Origin of the sequence: Intestinimonas butyriciproducens (assembly GCF_004154955.1) — a bacterium.
GTDB lineage: Bacteria > Bacillota > Clostridia > Oscillospirales > Oscillospiraceae > Intestinimonas > Intestinimonas butyriciproducens.
The window spans coordinates 292264-312057 of sequence record NZ_CP011524.1 but is presented as its reverse complement, the minus strand read 5'-3'; the positions used below and the strand labels follow the sequence as shown (position 1 = coordinate 312057).

Genomic DNA, 19794 nt, shown 5'->3' with positions numbered 1-19794 from the left:
GTCCCCCTTTCCCGCCCCGGCTGTTACTGGGGCTCGATGACCTCAAATTTGTACCCCACGCCCCACACGGTTTTGAGGCTCCACTGCTCCGAGACACCCTCCAGCTTTTCCCGCAGGCGCTTGATGTGCACATCCACGGTGCGGGAGTCGCCGAAGTAGTCAAAGCCCCACACCTCGTCCAGGAGCTGGTTCCGGGTAAAGACCCGGTTGGGGGAAGAGGCCAGGTGGTAGAGCAGCTCCAGCTCCTTGGGGGGCGTATCCACCCGCCGCCCGTCTACCAGCAGCTCGTAGGAGTCCAGATTGATCACCAGCTTGTCAAAGCTGAGCTTTTTCTCCTCGCTTCCCTCCTCTGCGCCGTAGCGCCGGAGGACGGCGTGGATGCGGGCCAGGACCTCCTTCATCTCGAAGGGTTTAACAATGTAGTCGTCGGCCCCGCCCTCCAGGCCCTGGACCTTGTCCGTGGTCTCACCCTTGGCGGTGAGCATGATGACGGGAGTCTTGTCGGACTCCCGGATCTTCTTGAGTACGGACCAGCCGTCCATGACGGGCAGCATGATGTCCAGCAGAACCAGGTCGGGGCGGAAGGCGCGGAAGAGCTCCACACCCTTGCCGCCGTCGGGGGCCACCTGGGTCTCAAAGCCCTCTTTCTCCAGATAGAGGTGTAGCAGTTCCGCGATATTGCCGTCGTCCTCGACGATCAGGACCTTGCGCGGCATAGGATCACCAGCCTTTTCTCATTCTCATCGGCGGGCGGGGACACGCCTCGCCCCATTCTCCACCATTATACCCAATTTTCACCCCCGTGGGTGAATTTTTTGTAAATGCTCTCCGTCCCGGCGGCCCGGGGCCCACCCGCTCAGGGCTCCGGGCTCTCGGCGTAGGCCCGGTCGATGGACACCACGGTAAAGTAAGGTCCGCCCTCCAGCTCCCCGGCCTTTTGGGCGATGGCCGCCTTCACCTCCTCGTCGGTGAGGGCGCACTGATAGGGCACCACCGTGTCGAAGATCAGGTTCTGATGGTCGGGACCGGCGGTCATCCGGAAATCGTGTATGGTCATGGCCGGATCGATCTCCCGCACCAGTCCCGCCACCCGGCCCCGCATGGCGTTGACCGCGGGATCGTGGGTGGCGATGGGGTCCATATGTATGACCGCCTCGGTGTGGAATTTTTCCTTGAGCTCCCGCTCCACATTGTCGATGATGTCGTGCACCTCCAGCACATCCGCGTCCATGGGCACCTCGGCGTGTAGGGACATCATGGACCGCCCCGGTCCGTAGTCGTGGATCACCAGGTCATGGATACCGGTGATCTCCGGGTGGCTGAGCACGGTCTCCTGGACGCCCTGGACCAGGGAGGGATCGGGGCTCTGTCCCAGCAGGGGATCCAGGGTGTCCTTGGCCGCGCCCCAGCCCGCCCTGAGGATAAACGCAGCCACCAGAATCCCCACCCAGCCGTCGATCCGCAGCCCGGAGAAGCGGCCCACCAGGGTGCCCAGCAGCACGGCGGAGGTGGCAACCACGTCGGAGAGGGAATCTGTCGCCGTGGCCGCCATAGCGGCGGAGCCGATGCGGCGGCTCAGGTCCCTGTTGAAGGCCGCCATCCACAGCTTCACCAGGATGGAGGCCAGAAGGATGCCCACCGACAGCCAGGAAAAGGAGACCGCCTCGGGGGCCAGGATCTTCTCCAGGGACGACTTGACCAGCTCCAGCCCCACCAGCAGAATGGCCACCGCCACCACAAGGCCGGAGAGGTACTCGATGCGCCCGTGGCCAAAGGGGTGATCGTCGTCGGCCTTTTTCGCCGCCATATGGAAGCCGGCCAGGGTCACCACCGAGGAGCCTGCGTCGGAGAGGTTGTTGAAGGCGTCTGCCGTGACGGCGATGCTCCCGGTGAGGACGCCGGCCAGGAATTTCCCCGCCGAGAGGCACAGATTGAGGAGGATGCCCACGATTCCGGAGAGGAGCCCATACCGCTGCCGGACGGCGGGGTCCTCCCCATTTCCCGCGTCCCGGATAAAGGTCTTGACCAGCCAGTTCGTCATATCCTCACAGCTCCTTGTACATGGCGGCGGCCTCGCCCTTCCCCACGTGTTCGCCCACCGAGAGGACCTCCACCCGGGTCACCCGCTCGCCGAAACGGAACTCCAGCACGTCCCCCACCTTCACATCGTAAGAGGCCTTCACCGTCCGCCCGTTGGCAGACACCCTCTGCCCGTCGCAGGCCTCGTTGGCCACGGTCCGCCGCTTGATGAGGCGGGATACCTTGAGCCATTTGTCCAAACGCATGCTTATCACCTCGGAATCAGTTTTCCCGCCGGGCATACCGCCCCCTCGGGATGCAAAAGCGGCCCCGGGTCTCCCCGGAGCCGCCGTATTCACAAGTGTACCCTCGCCGGAAGAAGCTCCGCTTCGCGTGGGCCCCTTGGGGCGTGCCCTCCGTGCTTTGGGCTGTCACGCTGCGGCGGCTGCGCGACGCGCGGCTTCCCTCCGTCTCGGGCTGGTCTTTGGGCCGCCTTGCGGCCCGCCGCTCGCCCTCGCTCCGGTCCATCCGCGCTGCTCCGCGCGCCTCCGCGCTTCTTATTTCGCGACGGCGTCCTTCAGGGCCTTACCAGGCTTAAAGACAGGCACCTTGGAGGCCGGGATCTTGATGCTCTCCTTGGTCTTGGGATTACGACCGATGCGCTCGGCGCGCTTCTTCACCTCAAAAGCGCCGAACCCTACCAGCTGCACCTTGTCATCGTTGGCCAGACATTCCACAATTGCCTCGATAGCGGCATTGACCGCGCTCTCCGTGTCCTTCTTGGATAGGCCGGCCTTCTCAGCCGCGGCATTGATCAGTTCAGCTTTATTCATTTTGCGGTACTCCTCCTAAAGATAGTCTCGGGCGTAAAGATCGTTCACGTCCTTTGTATTACTTAAAGCCGCGCCGAAGAATGGCAGCCATCCCCCCGCGTCCGGCCTTTAAGCCTCCTGCTTTTTGGCCTCGTCCCAGAGCCGGTCCATCTCAGCCAGGGTCATCTCATCCAGAGTCTTCCCCTGGGCGGCGGCCGATGCCTCCACCTGGCGGAACCGCCGCGCGAACTTGTCGCAGGCGACGCTCAGGGCGTCCTCCGGGTCCACCTTTACGAATCGGGCCACATTGACGGCGGCGAACAGTAGATCGCCCAGCTCTTCCGCCACGTTGGTGTCCTCCCGGACAGCCTCCTCCAGCTCTCCCGCCTCCTCGCGCAGCTTTTCCAGCGCGCCCGAGACGTCCGGCCAGTCGAAGCCCACCTTGGCGGCCTTCTTCTGGATCTTTTCCGCCCGCCACAGGCCGGGCAGGCTCCGGGCCACGGAATCCACGCTGTCCGCGGCCGTGGTCTGGTGCTTTTCCCTCTTTTTGAGCTCCTCCCAGTTCTGGAGCACCTCTCCGCTGCCGGAGACGGTCACATCCCCGAACACATGGGGATGGCGGTAGATGAGCTTCTTACAGATGCCGTCGGCCACATCGTCCAGATCGAAGCCCCCCTGCTCCTCCTCCATGCGCGCATGAAAGACGACTTGTAGCAGAACGTCCCCCAGCTCCTCCTGCAGGTGCTCGGGGTTTCCCTCGTCGATGGCCTCGGCGGCCTCATAGGCCTCCTCCAGCAGATTGCGCCGGATGGAGTGATGGTCCTGCTCCCGGTCCCAGGGACATCCGCCGGGCGCCCGCAGGATGCGGACGATCTCCCGCAGGTCCTCCACCCCGTAAAAGGACTTCTTTTCAAAATCTATCATATTTTCAACCCTTCTGCAAGCTATTTTTTGATAAAACTGCCTTAAAGCCGCAAAATCTTAGCAATTTTATCCCCCTTGGGCATCAGCGAAAGGTCTTCCCTGGAAATTGTTCTCAGCGCGACCACCAAAACGGCGTAGACCAGCACGCCCACACAGATGGCGCCCAGGGTGGAGAGGGTATTGCCCAAGAAGCGGTCGAGCAGTCCGTAGACGGCCCAGACTGCCAGTCCCATGACGGCCGCCGCCGCCGCCGGCTTGACAAAGACCCGGCCATAGCTGGGCGCGGCGGGGATGACCCGCTTGATGAGGGCCAGCTCCAGCACGGCCACGATGATGTAGCACACCAGGGTACCCACCGCGGCACCCACGGCGCCCACACTGCGCACCATGAAGTTATTGACGATGAGCTTGGCGGCGCAGCCCGCCACCATGATGACGATGGGCAGATTCACAAAGCCGCTGGCCTGGAGCACGGAGTTGCACACCAGCATAATGCACACGAAGATGGACGCCAGCCCGAGGAGCATCATGGAGGGGTCGGCGATGGCGTGATCGGTGGTAGGATAGAGCAGCTGCATGATGGGCCCGGCCAGGGCCAGCAGCCCGATCCCGGCCGGCAGCGCCAGCAGCATGCCCACCCGCATGGAGGATTCGGCGATGCGGCCCGCCCCCACAAGATCCCGCCGGGCCCGGCAGGCGGCGATGGCGGGGACCACGCTGGCGGTGATGGCCACCATGAAGGAGGAGGGCAGGTTATAGATGGTGATGGCCTTCTGATAGGCGCCGTAGGCCGCCACCACCGGGTCCACCACACTCTGGGCCTCATACCACTCGGCAGGCTGGGCCCCCATGATGTCCCGCAGGATGTTCTGCACCTGTGCGGTGTCCAGCCAGGAGGTGATGGGGGTAACGGAGGCGCAGAGGGTGATGGGCACGGCGATGACCATCAGCTTTTTCAGGATGACGCCGTGGTCCTCCGGCGCGTCGTCCAGCCGTCCCGTCTCGCTTCTGCGGCGGCGGACGTGGTCAGCGATGAGATAGATGAGGCAGATGCCCGCCCCGCATGTCACGCCGAAGATGGCCCCCGCGGCGGAGAAGGCGGAGGACATGCCCTGCTGCACCAAAAACCAGGCCAGGGCCAGGCCGATGATAAGCTTGCCCAGGGCCTCGATGATCTGGGACACGGCGGTGGGCACCATGTTGGAGTGCCCCTGGGCATACCCCCGGAAGGTGGAGAGGACGCACACAAAGAAGCAGGCGGGCGCGATGGCCTGGACGGCGTAAACCGCCATGCCGTCTCCCTGCAGATCGGCTAGGGGCTGGGCAAAGAGGAACATGACGGCAAAGCTCACCGCCCCCAGGAGGAAGAAGGTGACCAGCGCCACGTTGAACACCCGATGCACCTGGTTCCTCCGGCCCAAGGCGTTGGCCTCGGAGATGGTTTTGGAGAGGGCCACAGGCAGGCCCGCCGTGGACACCATCAGCAGCAGATTGTAGATCACATAGGCGTTGTTGAAGTGGCCGAAGCCCTCGTCCCCCAGGATATTGCCCAGAGGGATCTTGTAGACGGCTCCGATGAGCTTGACGATGGCGATGCCCGCCGCCAGAATGGCGGCGCCGCCGAAGAAGGTGCTTTTCTTTTCTCGATTACCCAATGGGCGCACAGCCTTTCGCATGGATTGTGGGGCGCGGCGCAGACTCAGCCGAACAGCAGCGGCAGGGCGTACCCCTCCACCTCTTTTTTCACCCGCTCGATGTCGATGGTGAGAAACTCCCCATTTTTGTATATGACCTTGCCCCGGGCCATATTCATCACCACGTTGGAGCCGTGGGCGGCGTAGGCCAGATTGTTGGCCGCGTCGTGACAGGGGATGAGGTTGACGGCCTCGGCGTCCAGAAGGATGAGGTCGGCGTCATACCCCTTCTCAATGCGCCCGGTCTTGCGGCCCAGGGCCTTTCCGCCGTTGACGGTGGCCATCTCCAGGGCGTCCCACGCGGTGAGGGCCATGGGGTCGTGGCGGACGCCGTTCTGGAGGATGGCGGCCAGCTTCAGGTCTCCGAAGAAATCGGTGCAGTTGTTGGAGGAGACGCCGTCGGTGCCCAGGGCCACGTTGACCCCTGCCCCCCTGAGGTCCACCACCGGCGCCACCCCGGAGCCCAGCTTCAGGTTGGACACCGGATTGTGGACCGCCGAAACCCCCTTTTCCGCCAGCAGGGCCCAGTCCTCGGGGGTGGTCCAGACGCAGTGGGCGGCGATGGCCCGCACGTCAAAGACGCCAAGCCCGGCCAGATAGGCGGCCGGGGTCAGCCCGCCGTGGCGGAGCTTGCACTCCTCATGCTCCTTCCGGGTCTCGGAGAGATGGACATGCATGCCCAGTCCGTGGTCGGCGGCAAACCGGGCCATCCACCGGCACAGGCCCTCCCGGGACGTGTACTCCGCGTGGAGGGAGGCATCCACCCGGATGCGCCCGTCATCCCTGCCATGCCACTTCTCGGTGAGCTCCCTCTGCACGATGCAGTCATGATTCTTCTCCGGGTCGAAGGTTTCCTCAAACTGTACGCCGCCGCAGCAGACGTTGGCGCTCAGGCCGGCGGCGTCCACCTCCCGGAGGACGACGTCGGTGTGCATATACATGTCGGCGATGCAGGTGACGCCGGAGGAGATCATCTCCGCAAGGCCCAGGGCGGCGCAGACCCGGACGGCACGGTCGTCCCACTTGGCCTCCACCGGGAAAATATACTGGTTCAGCCATTCGTGCAGGTCGTGGCCGTCTCCGTAGCCCCGCATGGCGGTCATGGGCACGTGGGTGTGGGCGTTCACCAGACCGGGCATGAGGATGCCCCCCTTGCCGTCGATGCACTTGCCCGTAAAGCCCTGAGGCCGCTGGGCGCCGAAGTCGGTGATCCTGTGGCCGTCCACCACCACATAGGCCCCCGGCAGCACGGTATGTCCCTCGTCCATCAGCACGGCGGTGACGTTGTAGATCATGGTTGCCATACTCTCATCCCTCCCCGGTCAGATGCGCTCCAGGCAGGCCAGCACCAGCCTGGAAAACTTATCCTTGCAGGCCTCGGCCGCGTCCAGCACCTCCTGCTCGGAGAGGGGCTGGTCCAGGATGCCGGCGGCCAGATTGGATACCAGAGTGAAGCCCAGCACCTGCATCCCGCAGTGTCCGGCCACAATGACCTCGGGAGCGGTGGACATGCCTACCGCGTCGGCCCCGGCCACCCGGGCAAAGCGGACCTCCGCCGGTGTCTCATACTGGGGCCCGGGGAAGTACATATACACGCCCTCCCGCAGCGGGATGCCCAGATCCCTGGCGGCGGTCCGGGCCACCTCCTGCAGGGCGGGGGTATAGAGGTGGGAGGCGTCGGGGAACCGGGGGCCGAACGCGGGGAGATTCTCCCCCCGCAGCGGAGACTCCATGAAAATTTTGATGTGGTCGGTGATGAGCATCAGGTCCCCGGCCTGGAAGTCCAGATTGACCCCGCCGGCGGCGTTGGTGACCACCAGGGTGTCGCACCCCAGCAGGCGCAGCACCCGGACGGCGTAGCCCACCTCCTCATAGGAATAGCCCTCGTAGTGGTGCATCCGGCCCTGCATGACGGCCACATTCCGGCCCCGCAGGGTGCCGAAGACCAGCCGGCCCTTGTGGCCGGGGGCGGTGGACGCCTTGAAATGGGGGATATCGCGGTAGGAGACACAGATGGGGTCCTCCACCTCGTCGCCCAGGAAGCCCAGGCCGGAACCCAGGACCATGGCGACCTTGGGGGCAAAGGAGCCGATCTTGGCGCGGATGAAGTCCGCGCTCTCCTGATACTGGGCAAAGGTATACTGCATGATAAAAGCCCTCCTTGATCCATACTAGCTTTGGTCAGTCACAGGCATTTTACACCAGGCATGGAAAAAAAGCAAGGAAAGCGCCGGAACGCGAAAAAACGGCCCCCGCCCTCCGTTTCCCTCAATGTCACGTTTCGTTGCACATCTGCCGCCCCTGCTTGATTGACCCGCTCCGGTCCCCGTGATAGAATGAGCAGGTAAAATCCGGCACAGGAGGAATTTAGGATGACCTTGGGTGAAAAGCTATACCGTCTCAGAAAAGAAAAGGGTTGGACACAGGAACGGCTGGCCGAGCAGATCGGCGTATCCAGGCAGGCGCTCTCGAAGTGGGAATCCGGCAGCGCCGTCCCTGACGCGGTGAACATTCTGCGTCTGAGCAAGCTGTTCGCGGTCTCCGCGGACTATCTTCTGGACGATGCCTTTGAAAGCAGCGACGCCACATGGGCCGGCCGCCCCTCCGGCCAGGCGCGCCGTCCCGCCTCCTGGGCCGTTCTCCGCACGGCCGCCGGAGTCTGCGCCGTCGGCGTCTCCCTGCTCGGCATGCTCCTTCTGGGGATCCTCAGTTCGGTATTCCCCTGCGTCTATTCCATCTCTCCGGCTGGTGTGGAATGGACGCGGGTTTATACCGGCCTCTGGGGGTTTTTGAAAACAAATCATCTCGAGTGGCTGTTTGCGCTCTGTGGGGCACTCCTCCTCGCCGGAACAGCCGTTCTCTGTTCTCCCGTTCTCAAGCGGCTGCGGGACAGGCGCGCGTCCTCCCCCGCCCCGGACCAATGAGCCCGCCCTCTCGCATGCCCTCCGACGCGCCCCCTTGCCAGCGGGAAAGATCTGTCCTATAATAGTGCGCGCCTCCGGCACAGGCACGGCGGGAAATGCTACACAGGAAATGGAGACCAGAGTGATATGGCACTGACACAGACAGACATCGCCAGGGTAAAGGCCCTTGGCTTTTTGCGCAACCGCGGCACGGAGCTCTTTTCCGGACGGATCGTCCCGGCCGGTGGGGTGTTCACCGTTGAAGAACTCGCCGCAGCGGCGGAGCTTGCCGCCCGGTTCGGCAACGGGAAAGTGGCCCCCACCACCCGTATGACGCTGGAGATCGTAGGTATCCCCTATGAACAGATCGACCAGGCGATCGCCTTCGGTGAGGCCCTGGGGCTGCGCTTCGGCGGCACAGGCGCCAAGGTCCGCCCCGTGACGGCCTGCAAGGGAACCACCTGCGTATTCGGCAGTTACGACACCCAGGCCCTGGGCCGCGAAATCCACCAGCGGTACTATCTGGGCTGGGACAAGGTGGCCCTGCCCCACAAGTTCAAAATCGCCGTGGGCGGCTGCCCCAACAGCTGTATCAAGCCCAGCCTCAATGACTTCGGCATAGAGGGCCGCCGCACGCCCGAGGGCGTGCGCTACCAGATCTACGTGGGCGGCACCTGGGGCCGGCACACCCGGGTGGGCGACCCGCTGCCCAGGCTGGTGGAACAGGAGGAGATCCTTCCCCTTCTGGAAAAGACCCTGCTGTGGTTCCGGGAAAACGCCTTTCAGAGGGAGCGCCTGGGCGCGGCCATCGACCGGCTGGGCACGGCGGCCCTTCTCTCCGCGCTGGTGGGAGACGGTCTGCCGGCGCGGAGGGAGGCCATTCTTGCCGCCCCGCTCAAGCAAAGGCCGTAATCGTCCCCTTCCCGCTTTTCCACGGCCCCTCCCTTCTTCAGCGCAAGCGAAAGGCCCTGCGCGCCGCTTCCGCGGTGCGCAGGGCCCTTTCTTTTCCCGCCTGGGTTCTTCTTAGAATTTGTTCTCGGTACGGTAGCGCTTCTGGGGCACATAGGTGCAATGGAGCAGCTCGTGGGCTCTGTGGCCGCCGGGCTCACCCAGGTAATCCTGATAGACGGCCTGGAGCACCGGGTTCTCATGGCTCTTGCGGATGGGCATGGCCTCGTCCTGCCGGTAGAGGGCGGCGGCCCGCAGCGCCTTGATGTCGGTGAAGGAGCGGACCTCCGCGCTCTGGAGGGGCTGTCCGCCGCCGTTGATGCAGCCGCCGGGGCAGGCCATGAACTCGATGAAATCGTAGTGCAAGGTGCCGTTTTTCACGCCGTCCAGTACTGTTTTGGCGTTGTGGAGGCCGGAGGCCGCGCAGACCCGGACGGTCCTGCCGGGCAGCTCGTAAACCGCCTCCTTGATGCCCTCCATACCGCGGACCTCGTGGAACTCCAGGGGCTTCATCTCGCCGCCGGTGACCACCTCCACCACAGTACGCAGGGCGGCCTCCATCACGCCGCCGGACGCGCCGAAAATCACGGAGGCGCCGGTGCTCAGGCCCAGCATGGGATCGAACTGCCCCTCGGGCAGGTGGTCGAAGAGGATGCCCGCCCGCTGGATCATGCGGGCAAGCTCCCGGGTGGTGATGGAGATGTCCACAGGCATACAGCCGTTGGCCATGCGTTGCTCCTCCCGCTGGACCTCATATTTCTTGGCGGTGCAAGGCATGACGGAGACCACCACGATATCCTTGGGGTCGATGCCCGCCTTCTCGGCATAGTAGCTCTTCACCAGGGCGCCGAACATCTGCTGGGGGGACTTGCAGGTGGAGAGATTGGGCAGCATGTCAGGGTAGTGCTGCTCACAGTAGCGGATCCAGCCGGGGGAGCAGGAGGTGATCATGGGCAGGACGCCCCCCTCCTTCATGCGCGCCAGAAACTCCGTGCCCTCCTCCATAATGGTGAAGTCGGCGGCGTTGTCCACGTCAAAGACCTTGTCGAAGCCCAGGCGGCGGAGGGCGGAGACCATCTTGCCCTCCACGTTGGTTCCGATGGGCATTTTGAAGCACTCGCCCAGGGTCACCCGGACGGAGGGGGCGGGGCCTACCACCACGTGCTTGGCGGGGTCGTTGAGGGCGGCCCAGACCTTCGCGGTATCGTCCTTCTCGGAGAGGGCGCCAGTGGGGCAGGCCACGATGCACTGGCCGCAGGAGACGCAGTCCACCTCGGAGAGGTCCCGGTCGAAGGCGCAGCCGATGTGGGTGGAAAAGCCCCGGTCATTGGGGCCGATGACCCCCACCTCCTGATATTTGCGGCACACGGCGGTGCAGCGGCGGCACAGGACGCACTTGGAGTTGTCCCGGACCAAGTGTGGGGCGGAATCCTCGATCCGGGGCAGCAGCTCGTCGTTGGCGTAGCGCACAGCGTCGATGCCCAGCTCGGCGGCCAGCTCCCGCAGTTCACAGTGGGCGTTCCGGGCGCAGGTGAGGCAGTCCATGCGGTGGTTGGACAGGATGAGCTCCAGGGTGAGCTGACGGGAGTGGCGCACCCGCTCGGTGTTGGTCTGGACCTCCATGCCCTCGCTCACAGGATAGACGCAGGAGGCCACCAGGCTCTTGGCCCCCTTCACCTCCACCACGCAAATGCGGCAGGCGCCGATCTCATTGACCCCCTTGAGGAAGCAGAGGGAAGGGATCTTAATGCCGGCGTTGCGGGCCGCCTCCAGGACGGTGGTCCCCTCGGGGACGGTCACCGGGATGTCGTTGATTTTCAGGGTTACCATTTTCTGTTCCATCTTCTTCTCCCCTCCTTAATGCTTGGAAATGGCGCCAAAGCGGCAGTTGTCCATGCACGCGCCGCACTTGATGCACTTATTGGGGTCGATGACGTGGGGGGCCTTCACCGCGCCCATGATGGCGTTGGCCGGGCAGTTCTTGGCGCAGAGGGTGCAGCCCTTGCACTTGCCCGGATCGATGACAAAGTGGAGGAGGTTCTTGCACACTCCGGCGGGACAGCGCTTCTCCACCACATGGGCGATGTACTCGTCCCGGAAGTGGTGCAGGGTGCTGAGCACAGGGTTGGGGGCCGTCTGCCCCAGGCCGCACAGGGCGGACTGCTTGATGTGCTCGCACAGCTCCTCGATGGTGGTGAGGTCCTCCAGAGTGCCGTTGCCCTCGGTGATCTTGGTCAGCAGGTCGTAGAGCCGCTTGGTGCCGATGCGGCAGGGGGAACACTTGCCGCAGGACTCGTCGATGATGAACTCCAGGAAAAACTTGGCGATATCCACCATGCAGTTGTCCTCATCCATGACGATGAGCCCGCCGGAACCCATCATGGAGCCGATGGCCCCCAGGGAGTCGTAATCCATGGGGGTGTCGATGAGGGAGGCGGGGATGCATCCGCCGGAGGGGCCGCCGGTCTGGGCGGCCTTAAACTTTTTCCCGTTGGGACAGCCGCCGCCGATGTCCTCGATGACGGTGCGCAGGGGGGTGCCCATGGGGATCTCCACAAGGCCCGTGTTGGCGATCTTCCCGCCCAGGGCGAATACCTTGGTGCCGGTGGATCCCTTGGTGCCGATGGCGGCGAATTTGTCCGGGCCATTGTTGAGAATCCAAGTGATATTGGCGTAAGTCTCCACGTTGTTGAGGAGGGTGGGGCGCTCAAAGAGGCCCTTGTTGGCGGGGAAGGGCGGACGGGGATGGGGCTCGCCCCGCTTGCCCTCGATGCTGGTCATGAGGGCGGTCTCCTCGCCGCAGACGAAGGCGCCGGCGCCCAGGCGCAGCTCCAGGTCGAAGCTGAAGCCGGTGTCAAAGATGTTCTCCCCCAGCAGGCCGTACTCCTTGGCCTGCCCGATGGCCACCTGAAGGCGGTGGACGGCGATGGGATACTCGGCGCGGACATAGATGTAGCCCTGGTGGGCGCCGATGGCGTAGCCGGCGATGGTCATGGCCTCGATGACGCTGTGGGGGTCGCCCTCCAGCACGGAGCGGTCCATGAACGCGCCCGGATCGCCCTCGTCGGCGTTGCAGCAGACGAATTTCACCCCGTCGGGGCTCACCGCGTCGTGGGTCATCTGCCACTTGCGCCCGGTGGGGAAGCCCGCGCCGCCGCGGCCCCGGAGCCCGGAGGCCAGGATGGCGTCGATGACCTGCTGGGGGGTCTGCTGGGTGAGGGCGCGGCCCAGGGCCTCATACCCGCCGGTGCCGATGTACTCGTCGATGTTCTCGGGGTTGATGACGCCGCAGTTGCGCAGTGCGATGCGGAACTGATTCTTATAGAACTTGGTGTCGGAGAGACTGGTCACCTTTTCGGCGGTGTCCCCCTCCTTGTGCAGCAGCCGCTGGACGATGCGGCCCTTGACGATGTGCTCGGAGACGATCTCCGCCGCGTCGTCCGGGGTCACGTGGGTGTAAAAAGCCCCCTCGGGATAGACGAGGACCACCGGGCCCATGGCGCACAGTCCAAAACAGCCGGTCTTGACCACCCGTGCCTCCTGCTCCATGCCCTGGGCCTTCAGCTCCCGCTCAAAGGCCTCAATGATCTTGGGACTGTTGGAGGAAGAGCAGCCGGTGCCGGTGCAGACCAGGATATGGGAACGGACAAAATTCATCTGTAACTCCTCCCCTTACTCCGCCGCGCCGATGGTGTACTCGGCCACGGGGTTGTGGTTGACCAGGTGCTCGGAGACGATGCGGGGCACCATCTCCGGGGTCAGCTTCACATAGGTGACCTTCTCCTCGCCGGGCACGTATACCTCGGCGATGGGCTCCAGGCGGCACACGCCGATGCAGCCGGTCTGGGTCACGGTGACGTTCTTGAGCTCCCGTTTGGCCACCTCCTCCAGGAAGGCGGTCAGCACGGGCCGCGCCCCGGCGGCGATGCCGCAGGTGGCCATGCCTACCACGACGCGGATATTATCCTCGCTGTTTTCCCGCAGGTCGATCTGTTTCTGCATCCTTTCGCGGATGGCTCTGAGTTCTTCCAAACTTTTCATGACTTCACTCCCCCAATGTCCTGTGTTCTCTTTTCCTCGCCGTGTGCACACCGCACACGCGTTTCTCCTTCTTCCACATATTCCTTCACCCACCGGGCCACCTCCGGCTCCGAGAGAGGCACCTCCGGCCCCAGTATAGAGCGGATCTCCGCCGTGTCAAAGCGGAACTCTCCCCGCCGGGTCCTGTGGATGTAAGTAAAATCCATATGCTCCGGCAGGCCCTGGGCCAGCAGGGATATGGTGGCGGCCACATCTCCCAGGGGCGGACAGTCGATGTGCCCGGCGTGGAAAACGGCGGTGACGGTGGTCCCCACGCCCAGGGTGCTCTCTATGTCCATATGTCCACCGGTCATCTCGGCCGCCATACGCAGAAGGGGCAGGCCCAGCCCCACCTTTCGGGTGGTGCGGGTGGTGGTGAATGGGTCGGCGACGGTGGCCAGGAGCTCGGGCGGCATGCCGCGCCCGTCGTCCGCCGCGGTGAGGATGATGCGCCCGCCCGTTTCCTCCACCGCCAGGTCCATGTGTCCGGCGCCGGCGGCAATGGAATTTTGGGCGATATCCAGCATGTGGAGCGAGAGCTCCTTCATATCTCTTCCCCTCCCCCTGTGGTCCGGCTCGTCCTTGCGCTTCGGTTTGTCACGCTGCGGATTGGACGCGTTGCCGGGAAGGTAAGCCGTCATTCCGCGAAAAATGCCGCCGGGCCTTGCCCGGCCTGTTTTTTCGCCTCCATGCCGTCTTATCTCCCCGGCGCGTCTATCCTCCGCGCTTCTTATTCATACTTATCCAGAATACTCCCCACCTGATCCACCGTAAGGCGGCCGTACACATCGTTGTTGATCATCATAACAGGGGCCAGGCCGCAGGCGCCGATACAGCGGCAGGCGTCCAGAGAGAACTTTCCGTCCGGCGTGATGGAGCCGGGCTTGATACCTAGGCGCTGCTGGACCGCTTCCAAAATATCGGAGGCGCCCTTTACGTAGCAGGCCGTGCCCAGGCACAGACTGATCTGATACTTCCCCTTGGGGTTGAGCGTAAACTGGGCGTAAAACGAGGCCACCCCGTAGACCTCGGTGAGGGGGATGTCCAACCCTTCCGCCACCATGATCTGGACCTCCTCGGGCAGGTAGCCGAAAATCTCCTGCGCCGCCTGAAGCACCGGCATGGTAGCGCCGGGCTGTCCCTTGTGCGTCCGGATGACCTCCCGCAGGCGCTCCTCCTGCTCCTCCGTCCCAGCGTAGGGGACTACGGTTTTCACATTTGGCATATTCGCGTTCCTCCTTTTGTCCCGATACCGGCCGGCCCTTCCGGGGCTCCCATCCCAAATCGCGCCCCGTTTCCGGTCCCTCGTGTGCCCGTTCTGGCCGGCGTTTTCCCATGAACCCACCACATGTCGGTTGATTCAATCTTTTATATTGTAATGCAGAATCCTCCAAGGCTCAACTCTTTTTTTAGGTAAATTGAACTCCGGACAAATTTTATTTTGTCTTTCTCCGGCCGGCCGGGCCGCCGGGCCCCTCTGCCGACTGGTCTTTGCCCCTGAGGCAGCACCGCTCTCCTTCAAAATATTCCAGTTAAAATACGCTCCGTTTCCCGTGTCACCGGCAAAAAAAGATGCACCCATCTCTGAGTGCATCCGTTTACCGTGACTTTCCCTGTTCCGGACGGGGACCGTCAAGCGGGGCCGGGCCTTTCGGGCTGCGCTGCCGGCTCTTTCACGCGCCGCCCCGGCGCAGCCAGGCCAGCACCGCCTCCCGGGACCGGGCGGGGACCTCCATAAACTGGCCGGTATCTGAGATCTGCTCCAGATAGTGGGCGTCACAGCCCGTGATGGTAGGCACGCCCCGCAGGTCCCGCCTGCCCGGCATAAAGTCAGGGGGGCAGTTCCGGGACACCTCGGCCAGGGAAAAGCCCAGTCCCGGGTCCCACAGGCCCAGATTGGACAGGAGCGAGAAGGACGGCCGGTCGATATGGGCGGGCCAGGCCGCCCCGCCGTACCGCTCCACCAGGGCGGGCACCTCGTAGACGCCGATGGCGGTCGCCCCCGCCAGCAGCCGGGACTCCTCGCCCAGCACACGGTCGTCGGTGTCCAGATAGAGCTGACGGCCGAAAATAGCCGGGTCGTTGCGGGCCTCCCCCAGGCTGCGGTACACCTCCTCCTGGAAGGCGCCGGCCCGCTCCAGGTCCGGGAATACACACACTATATGGACCTCCTCCCGCGTGCACAGCTCCATGCCCGGCAGGGCCAGCAGCCCGTAAGCCTCGGCGGCTTGGCAAAAGGCGGCGCAATTGCCGCAGGTATTGTGGTCGGTGAGGGCCGCGGCGTCCAGCCCGGAGAGCTTGCACATGCCGGCGATGGTGGCAGGCGTCATAGCCTCGTCCCCACAGGGGGAGAGGCAGGAGTGAAAGTGAAAATCGAAATGTAATTTGATACCTCTGGCACCTTCCTTTTCAGACACGCCGCCGCCTCGCGCTACCGCAGGAGCTGCTTGAGCACCGACGCCGCATCGAACGTGGACAGCTTAGTGCCCAGGATGTTGATATTCTGCTGCTCGGCCCGCTGGCGCAGGGTCTCGTCCGGGACTACGCCCTCGGTGAGCACCACGCAGGCCACCTCGGCCATCAGCGCCACAGCGGCCACGTTCTGATTGGACATGATGGTGAGCCAGGCGTTGCCCGCCTGGGCCCTGCCCATCACCCAGGACAGAAGGTCTCCCACATAACCCCCGTTCACCTCCCGGTCGGGCTCGGGCATGATAAATTCTGTCAAGGCCATCACATGGGCCAGCTCTCTTACATTCAAATCTCGGAACCTCCCTCTGATTCTTTCTCCGCGGCGCGGCGGGTGGCGGAGCGCCGCTGCCGGAAGGGGGCGGGCAGATATTCGTCGGCATCGCCGCTGCCCGCCATGTACTGCATGCGCTCCCGGACCTTGAAGATGCAGTCCTCCATGCTGGCCCTCCCCAGCACCACGTCCTCGGCCAGGGCGTGACAGGAGGGGGCGCCGCAGGAGCCGCAGTCCAGGCCCGGCAGACTCCGCTCTAGCTCGTCGATCTTGAGGAGCTTTTCCAGGGCCACCGATCGGTCCTGATCCAGCCGGAAGGCCGGCACATATTGGAGCTCCTGGTCGATCTTCACCAGGTCCCGGTCCCCGCCCCGGAAATCATACCGGCTGCGGGAGACAGGCAGGCCCTTCATCAGCCGCTTGATCCGCATCCGGGCCCCGTAGGGGTTCTCCACCGTGAGGCACCCCCCCACACAGCCCTGGGTGCAGGCGCACAGCTCGATGAAATCCGCCTCCGGCAGGCGGCCGTCCTCGATCTCCTCCAGCATGCGGATACAATTTTCAATGCCGTCCACGGCCAGGTACCGCTCGCCCAGCCGGGCGGCGGACTCTCCCCCGCAGAAGGCCCAGCCCACCCCCATGATGCCCGCCGAAGAGAGGGGCTTCACCTTCTGGAGGTCCTTCATGGGGCCCAGCAGGCGCAGGTAGATGTCCCGAATGGCGAAGGCGCCGTCCAGCACCGGCTTCTGGAGCCCCTCGGGACTGTGGGCCGCCGTCACCTGGGAGGAGCAGGGCACGATGGAAAAAACGCCGATCTCCTCCGGCGGCAGGCCGGTCTCAGCCTCCGCCTCCCGGCGGGCCAGGATGGCGGCCAGCTCCACCGGCGTCACCGTGGCGGCGATGTTGGGGATCAGCTTGGGAAAGCGCATGCGGATGAGCCGCATGATGGTGGGGCAGGCGGAAGAGATCTGGGGCATGACCCGGGTCTCTCCGCTGCTGATGGCGTGCCTGGCATAGTCGGAGAGGATCTCCGCCGCCTTGGCGGTCTCAAAGACCTTCTGGAAGCCGATCTCCAGCAGACCGCTGAGCACAATGTCGATGTCGTCCAGATGCTGGAACTGCCCGTAGAGGACCGGGTCGGGAAGAGCCACCCGGTATTTGTACTGCTCCAGCTTGTCCAAGCTGTCGCTGACGGATTTGACCGCCTTGTGCGGACACACCTGGATGCACTTGCCGCAGTCGATGCACCGCTCATTGAGGATGGTGGCCTTGCCGCTGCGGACCCGCACGGCCTCAGTCGGGCAGTTTTTGATGCAGGTGGTACAGCCCCGACAGCGCTTATACTCCAGGATGACCGAGTGCTTCATCATAAATCCTCACCCCCTGGTTGAAATCGAAACGGGCGCCCTGTGGGCACGGCCGTCCCGCCGTCAGCCGTTGTTGATATCGATCCGCATGGTCACCGTGGTGCCCACCCCCACCGTGGTGTCGATGCGCATTTCGTCGGAGTACCGCTTCATGTTGGGCAGGCCCATTCCGGCCCCGAACCCCAGGTCCCGGGCCACGTCCCCAGCGGTAGAGTAGCCCTCCTCCATCGCCCGGTCCACATCGGGAATGCCGGGGCCCTGGTCGATGAGGCGGATGGTGATGGCGTCCATGCCCACCTCCACTTCCACCCGGCCCCCGTCGGCGTGGATGACCATATTGATCTCGCCCTCGTACATGCACACCGAGGCCTTGCGGATGATCTCCGGCGGCAGCCCCAGCTTCTTCAGGGTCATCTTCATCTGGCTGGAGGCCTCTCCGGCCTGGACCAGATCGCCGCCGTCCACCTGATAGGTCAGCTTCAGGTCCCCCATGCCCTCAGCCTTCCAGTCCCCTGCTGTAGAGCAGGCCGCAGGCGATGAACATACGGATGGCGGAGCTCATGACCACGATGTCCCGCTCCCGGGCCAGCTCCAGGATGTCCTCTCCGGGCACCTTGCCCCGGACGAAGATGATGCACTTCATATCCATCATCTCCGCCGTGCGCACCACCTGGGGGTTGACCATACCGGTGATGAGCAGGCTCTGGTCCTTGACATAAGCCAGCACATCGCTCATAAAATCGCTGGCGCAGGCGGATTTCACCTCCCGGTCCAGATGCTCCTTCCCCGAGAGGACCCGCGCGTTCAACGCCTCCTTGATCTCGTACAGATACATAGACGTTTCCCCTTTCGGCGCCCGCCCCAGTCCCCGGCGGAGGGCGCTTTACTTCGTCTGTTATTTTATCACAAGCGCCGCCGGTTGGGAAAGACTTTTTTCTCCTCTCCGGACGGGCGCCGGGGAGGAGCGCTCCTCCTCTCCCCGCTCCGCCCCGGGACGGTATACTATACAAAGAACGCCCGTCCCCCGCTTTTATTTTTTGTGTCTCCCTCTCATTGACACCTGTCCTCGGTATGTATATAATAAACTTTAACTCAGTAAAGCGATCAAAATTATCGCGGAACTGGTACAAAGAGGCGCCAGTTTCCCCCAAAATCGGGCAAATTGGCCCCTCCAAATTGTTAAGGAGGCTTATCAACCATGGGTAAAGAGCGCGTGTACAACTTTTCCGCCGGTCCCTCCATGCTCCCGCTGGAAGTCCTGGAGCGTGCGGGCTCAGAGATCACCAACTACGAGGGCTCTGGCATGTCAGTCATGGAGATGAGTCACCGATCTAAAGTGTTCCAGAAGATCTTCGACGACACCCAAGCCAAGTTCCGCCGCCTGTTCCACGTCCCGGACGGGTATCATATCCTCTTCCTCCAGGGCGGCGCGTCCACCCAGTTCGCCGCCGCGCCCATGAACCTCATCGGCGCCGCCGGCAAGGCGGACTACGCCGTGACCGGCAATTTCTCCAGCATCGCCTATAAAGAGGCGAAGAAATACGGCGCCATCCACCTGGCGGCCTCCTCGGAGGACAGGAACCACACGTACATCCCCGCCCAGGATCAGCTCGAGCTGGACCCCGAAGCGTCTTATTTCTATTACTGCGCCAACAATACCATCTACGGCACCGAGTGGCAGTACGTGCCCGACACCGGGCGCGTGCCCATCGTGTGCGACATGTCCTCCGACATCCTCTCCCGTCCGGTGGATGTGAGCAAGTACGGCGTCATCTTCGCCGGCGCCCAGAAGAACATGGCCCCCGCGGGCCTCACCGTGGTCATCGTCAAAAAAGAGCTGGCGGGCCGCGAGCTCCCCTATACCCCGCTGATGCTCAGCTACAAGACCATGATCGACAAGGATTCCATGTACAATACGCCCCCCTGCTGGTGCATCTATATGCTGGGCCTGGTGCTGGACTGGCTGGAGGAAAAGGGCGGCGTCGAGGGCATGGAGGCCATCAAGCACGGCAAGGCCCGGATGCTCTATGACACCATCGACGCCTCCCGCCTCTTCACCTGCGCGGTGGAGAAGGACTCCCGCTCGGATATGAACGTGGTGTTCCGCACCGCCAGCGAGGAGCTGGACGCCAAATTCGTCAAGGAGTCGGTGGACGCGGGCTTTACCAATCTGAAGGGCCACCGCAGCGTGGGCGGCATGCGCGCCTCCATCTACAACGCCATGCCCGTGGAGGGCGTGGAGAAGCTCTGCGACTTCATCCGCGCGTTTGACAAAAACAACTGAAGATCAGGGAGGGTACAAGG

The 19794-nt window shown here is 63.8% G+C and carries 22 protein-coding genes; 3 read left to right on the top strand and 19 right to left on the bottom strand.

Features of this window, described 5'->3' with window-relative positions:
- Window positions 1-23: 23 nt before the first annotated feature.
- From SRB521_RS01480 to SRB521_RS01440, 9 genes are all read right to left on the bottom strand, one after another.
- Entirely contained in the window at window positions 24-716 is a 693-nt protein-coding gene (locus tag SRB521_RS01480; RefSeq protein WP_033119127.1) for a response regulator transcription factor, read from the bottom strand.
- Between the two features lie 140 nt (window positions 717-856).
- Window positions 857-2041 carry a cation diffusion facilitator family transporter gene (locus SRB521_RS01475; RefSeq protein WP_075705139.1) on the bottom strand — a complete coding sequence of 395 codons (1185 nt, stop codon included), beginning with the start codon at window positions 2039-2041 and terminating at the stop codon, window positions 857-859.
- 4 nt (window positions 2042-2045) lie between these two features.
- Window positions 2046-2285, bottom strand: coding sequence for an RNA-binding S4 domain-containing protein (locus tag SRB521_RS01470; RefSeq protein ID WP_033119144.1), 240 nt, complete (start codon window positions 2283-2285; stop codon window positions 2046-2048).
- Window positions 2286-2301: 16 nt separating this feature from the next.
- A complete protein-coding gene (locus tag SRB521_RS01465; protein WP_116721516.1) occupies window positions 2302-2547 on the bottom strand; it encodes a hypothetical protein in 246 nt (81 codons plus the stop codon).
- A gap of 29 nt (window positions 2548-2576) precedes the next feature.
- A complete protein-coding gene (locus SRB521_RS01460; RefSeq protein ID WP_058116929.1) occupies window positions 2577-2852 on the bottom strand; it encodes an HU family DNA-binding protein in 276 nt (91 codons plus the stop codon).
- A 108-nt stretch (window positions 2853-2960) separates the two neighbouring features.
- Entirely contained in the window at window positions 2961-3755 is a 795-nt protein-coding gene (mazG, locus tag SRB521_RS01455) for a nucleoside triphosphate pyrophosphohydrolase (RefSeq protein WP_075705138.1), read from the bottom strand.
- A 41-nt stretch (window positions 3756-3796) separates the two neighbouring features.
- Entirely contained in the window at window positions 3797-5410 is a 1614-nt protein-coding gene (locus SRB521_RS01450; protein ID WP_033117010.1) for a putative polysaccharide biosynthesis protein, read from the bottom strand.
- A 44-nt stretch (window positions 5411-5454) separates the two neighbouring features.
- Complete coding sequence (locus SRB521_RS01445; protein ID WP_116721517.1) at window positions 5455-6753, bottom strand: amidohydrolase family protein; 1299 nt, start codon at window positions 6751-6753, stop codon at window positions 5455-5457.
- 18 nt (window positions 6754-6771) lie between these two features.
- Window positions 6772-7596, bottom strand: coding sequence for a purine-nucleoside phosphorylase (locus SRB521_RS01440; protein ID WP_058116925.1), 825 nt, complete (start codon window positions 7594-7596; stop codon window positions 6772-6774).
- Between the two features lie 225 nt (window positions 7597-7821).
- On the opposite strand from SRB521_RS01440, the gene SRB521_RS01435 reads away from it, so the two are divergent.
- Window positions 7822-8373, top strand: a complete 552-nt coding sequence (locus SRB521_RS01435; protein WP_116721518.1) for a helix-turn-helix domain-containing protein — start codon at window positions 7822-7824, stop codon at window positions 8371-8373.
- 126 nt (window positions 8374-8499) lie between these two features.
- Window positions 8500-9264 (top strand): hypothetical protein, encoded by a 765-nt coding sequence (locus tag SRB521_RS01430; protein ID WP_075705126.1) that lies wholly within the window; start codon window positions 8500-8502, stop codon window positions 9262-9264.
- A 111-nt stretch (window positions 9265-9375) separates the two neighbouring features.
- On the opposite strand, the gene SRB521_RS01425 is transcribed toward SRB521_RS01430, so the two are convergent.
- The 10 genes from SRB521_RS01425 to SRB521_RS01380 form a co-directional block, all read right to left on the bottom strand.
- The gene (locus SRB521_RS01425) at window positions 9376-11142 is read right to left on the bottom strand and encodes an NADH-dependent [FeFe] hydrogenase, group A6 (RefSeq protein WP_033117014.1); all 1767 of its coding nucleotides are present in this window, start codon (window positions 11140-11142) and stop codon (window positions 9376-9378) included.
- 15 nt (window positions 11143-11157) lie between these two features.
- Window positions 11158-12957 (bottom strand): NADH-quinone oxidoreductase subunit NuoF, encoded by a 1800-nt coding sequence (locus SRB521_RS01420; protein WP_075705124.1) that lies wholly within the window; start codon window positions 12955-12957, stop codon window positions 11158-11160.
- A gap of 15 nt (window positions 12958-12972) precedes the next feature.
- A complete protein-coding gene (locus tag SRB521_RS01415) occupies window positions 12973-13341 on the bottom strand; it encodes a (2Fe-2S) ferredoxin domain-containing protein (protein WP_058116922.1) in 369 nt (122 codons plus the stop codon).
- On the bottom strand, window positions 13338-13928 hold the full coding sequence (locus tag SRB521_RS01410; protein ID WP_058116921.1) for an ATP-binding protein: 591 nt from the start codon (window positions 13926-13928) through the stop codon (window positions 13338-13340). The genes SRB521_RS01415 and SRB521_RS01410 overlap by 4 nt, the downstream gene beginning before the upstream one ends.
- A 182-nt stretch (window positions 13929-14110) precedes the next feature.
- Window positions 14111-14605 (bottom strand): NADH-quinone oxidoreductase subunit NuoE, encoded by a 495-nt coding sequence (gene nuoE / locus SRB521_RS01405; RefSeq protein WP_033117017.1) that lies wholly within the window; start codon window positions 14603-14605, stop codon window positions 14111-14113.
- Window positions 14606-15053: 448 nt separating this feature from the next.
- The gene (locus tag SRB521_RS01400; protein ID WP_242943978.1) at window positions 15054-15797 is read right to left on the bottom strand and encodes a PHP domain-containing protein; all 744 of its coding nucleotides are present in this window, start codon (window positions 15795-15797) and stop codon (window positions 15054-15056) included.
- A gap of 14 nt (window positions 15798-15811) precedes the next feature.
- Window positions 15812-16141 (bottom strand): DRTGG domain-containing protein, encoded by a 330-nt coding sequence (locus SRB521_RS01395; protein WP_033117018.1) that lies wholly within the window; start codon window positions 16139-16141, stop codon window positions 15812-15814.
- Window positions 16138-17493: a [Fe-Fe] hydrogenase large subunit C-terminal domain-containing protein gene (locus SRB521_RS01390; protein WP_075705122.1), complete on the bottom strand. Its 1356-nt coding sequence runs from the start codon at window positions 17491-17493 to the stop codon at window positions 16138-16140. The genes SRB521_RS01395 and SRB521_RS01390 overlap by 4 nt, the downstream gene beginning before the upstream one ends.
- 60 nt (window positions 17494-17553) lie before the next feature.
- A complete protein-coding gene (locus SRB521_RS01385) occupies window positions 17554-17982 on the bottom strand; it encodes an ATP-binding protein (RefSeq protein WP_033117019.1) in 429 nt (142 codons plus the stop codon).
- A 4-nt stretch (window positions 17983-17986) separates the two neighbouring features.
- Window positions 17987-18325 carry a DRTGG domain-containing protein gene (locus SRB521_RS01380; RefSeq protein WP_075705121.1) on the bottom strand — a complete coding sequence of 113 codons (339 nt, stop codon included), beginning with the start codon at window positions 18323-18325 and terminating at the stop codon, window positions 17987-17989.
- 363 nt (window positions 18326-18688) lie between these two features.
- Between SRB521_RS01380 and serC the strand changes: the two genes are divergently transcribed.
- Entirely contained in the window at window positions 18689-19774 is a 1086-nt protein-coding gene (gene serC / locus SRB521_RS01375; RefSeq protein WP_075705120.1) for a 3-phosphoserine/phosphohydroxythreonine transaminase, read from the top strand.
- Window positions 19775-19794: the final 20 nt, after the last annotated feature.

What these genes read in the sequence shown, in the direction of transcription:
- SRB521_RS01480 (WP_033119127.1), bottom strand. Translation starts at nt 716, where the DNA reads ATGCCGCGCAAGGTCCTGATCGTCGAGGACGACGGCAATATCGCGGAA.
- SRB521_RS01475 (WP_075705139.1), bottom strand. Translation starts at nt 2,041, where the DNA reads ATGACGAACTGGCTGGTCAAGACCTTTATCCGGGACGCGGGAAATGGG.
- SRB521_RS01470 (WP_033119144.1), bottom strand. Translation starts at nt 2,285, where the DNA reads ATGCGTTTGGACAAATGGCTCAAGGTATCCCGCCTCATCAAGCGGCGG.
- SRB521_RS01465 (WP_116721516.1), bottom strand. Translation starts at nt 2,547, where the DNA reads ATGGACCGGAGCGAGGGCGAGCGGCGGGCCGCAAGGCGGCCCAAAGAC.
- SRB521_RS01460 (WP_058116929.1), bottom strand. Translation starts at nt 2,852, where the DNA reads ATGAATAAAGCTGAACTGATCAATGCCGCGGCTGAGAAGGCCGGCCTA.
- mazG (WP_075705138.1), bottom strand. Translation starts at nt 3,755, where the DNA reads ATGATAGATTTTGAAAAGAAGTCCTTTTACGGGGTGGAGGACCTGCGG.
- SRB521_RS01445 (WP_116721517.1), bottom strand. Translation starts at nt 6,753, where the DNA reads ATGGCAACCATGATCTACAACGTCACCGCCGTGCTGATGGACGAGGGA.
- SRB521_RS01440 (WP_058116925.1), bottom strand. Translation starts at nt 7,596, where the DNA reads ATGCAGTATACCTTTGCCCAGTATCAGGAGAGCGCGGACTTCATCCGC.
- SRB521_RS01435 (WP_116721518.1), top strand. Translation starts at nt 7,822, where the DNA reads ATGACCTTGGGTGAAAAGCTATACCGTCTCAGAAAAGAAAAGGGTTGG.
- SRB521_RS01430 (WP_075705126.1), top strand. Translation starts at nt 8,500, where the DNA reads ATGGCACTGACACAGACAGACATCGCCAGGGTAAAGGCCCTTGGCTTT.
- SRB521_RS01425 (WP_033117014.1), bottom strand. Translation starts at nt 11,142, where the DNA reads ATGGAACAGAAAATGGTAACCCTGAAAATCAACGACATCCCGGTGACC.
- SRB521_RS01420 (WP_075705124.1), bottom strand. Translation starts at nt 12,957, where the DNA reads ATGAATTTTGTCCGTTCCCATATCCTGGTCTGCACCGGCACCGGCTGC.
- SRB521_RS01415 (WP_058116922.1), bottom strand. Translation starts at nt 13,341, where the DNA reads ATGAAAAGTTTGGAAGAACTCAGAGCCATCCGCGAAAGGATGCAGAAA.
- SRB521_RS01410 (WP_058116921.1), bottom strand. Translation starts at nt 13,928, where the DNA reads ATGAAGGAGCTCTCGCTCCACATGCTGGATATCGCCCAAAATTCCATT.
- nuoE (WP_033117017.1), bottom strand. Translation starts at nt 14,605, where the DNA reads ATGCCAAATGTGAAAACCGTAGTCCCCTACGCTGGGACGGAGGAGCAG.
- SRB521_RS01390 (WP_075705122.1), bottom strand. Translation starts at nt 17,493, where the DNA reads ATGATGAAGCACTCGGTCATCCTGGAGTATAAGCGCTGTCGGGGCTGT.
- SRB521_RS01385 (WP_033117019.1), bottom strand. Translation starts at nt 17,982, where the DNA reads ATGGGGGACCTGAAGCTGACCTATCAGGTGGACGGCGGCGATCTGGTC.
- SRB521_RS01380 (WP_075705121.1), bottom strand. Translation starts at nt 18,325, where the DNA reads ATGTATCTGTACGAGATCAAGGAGGCGTTGAACGCGCGGGTCCTCTCG.
- serC (WP_075705120.1), top strand. Translation starts at nt 18,689, where the DNA reads ATGGGTAAAGAGCGCGTGTACAACTTTTCCGCCGGTCCCTCCATGCTC.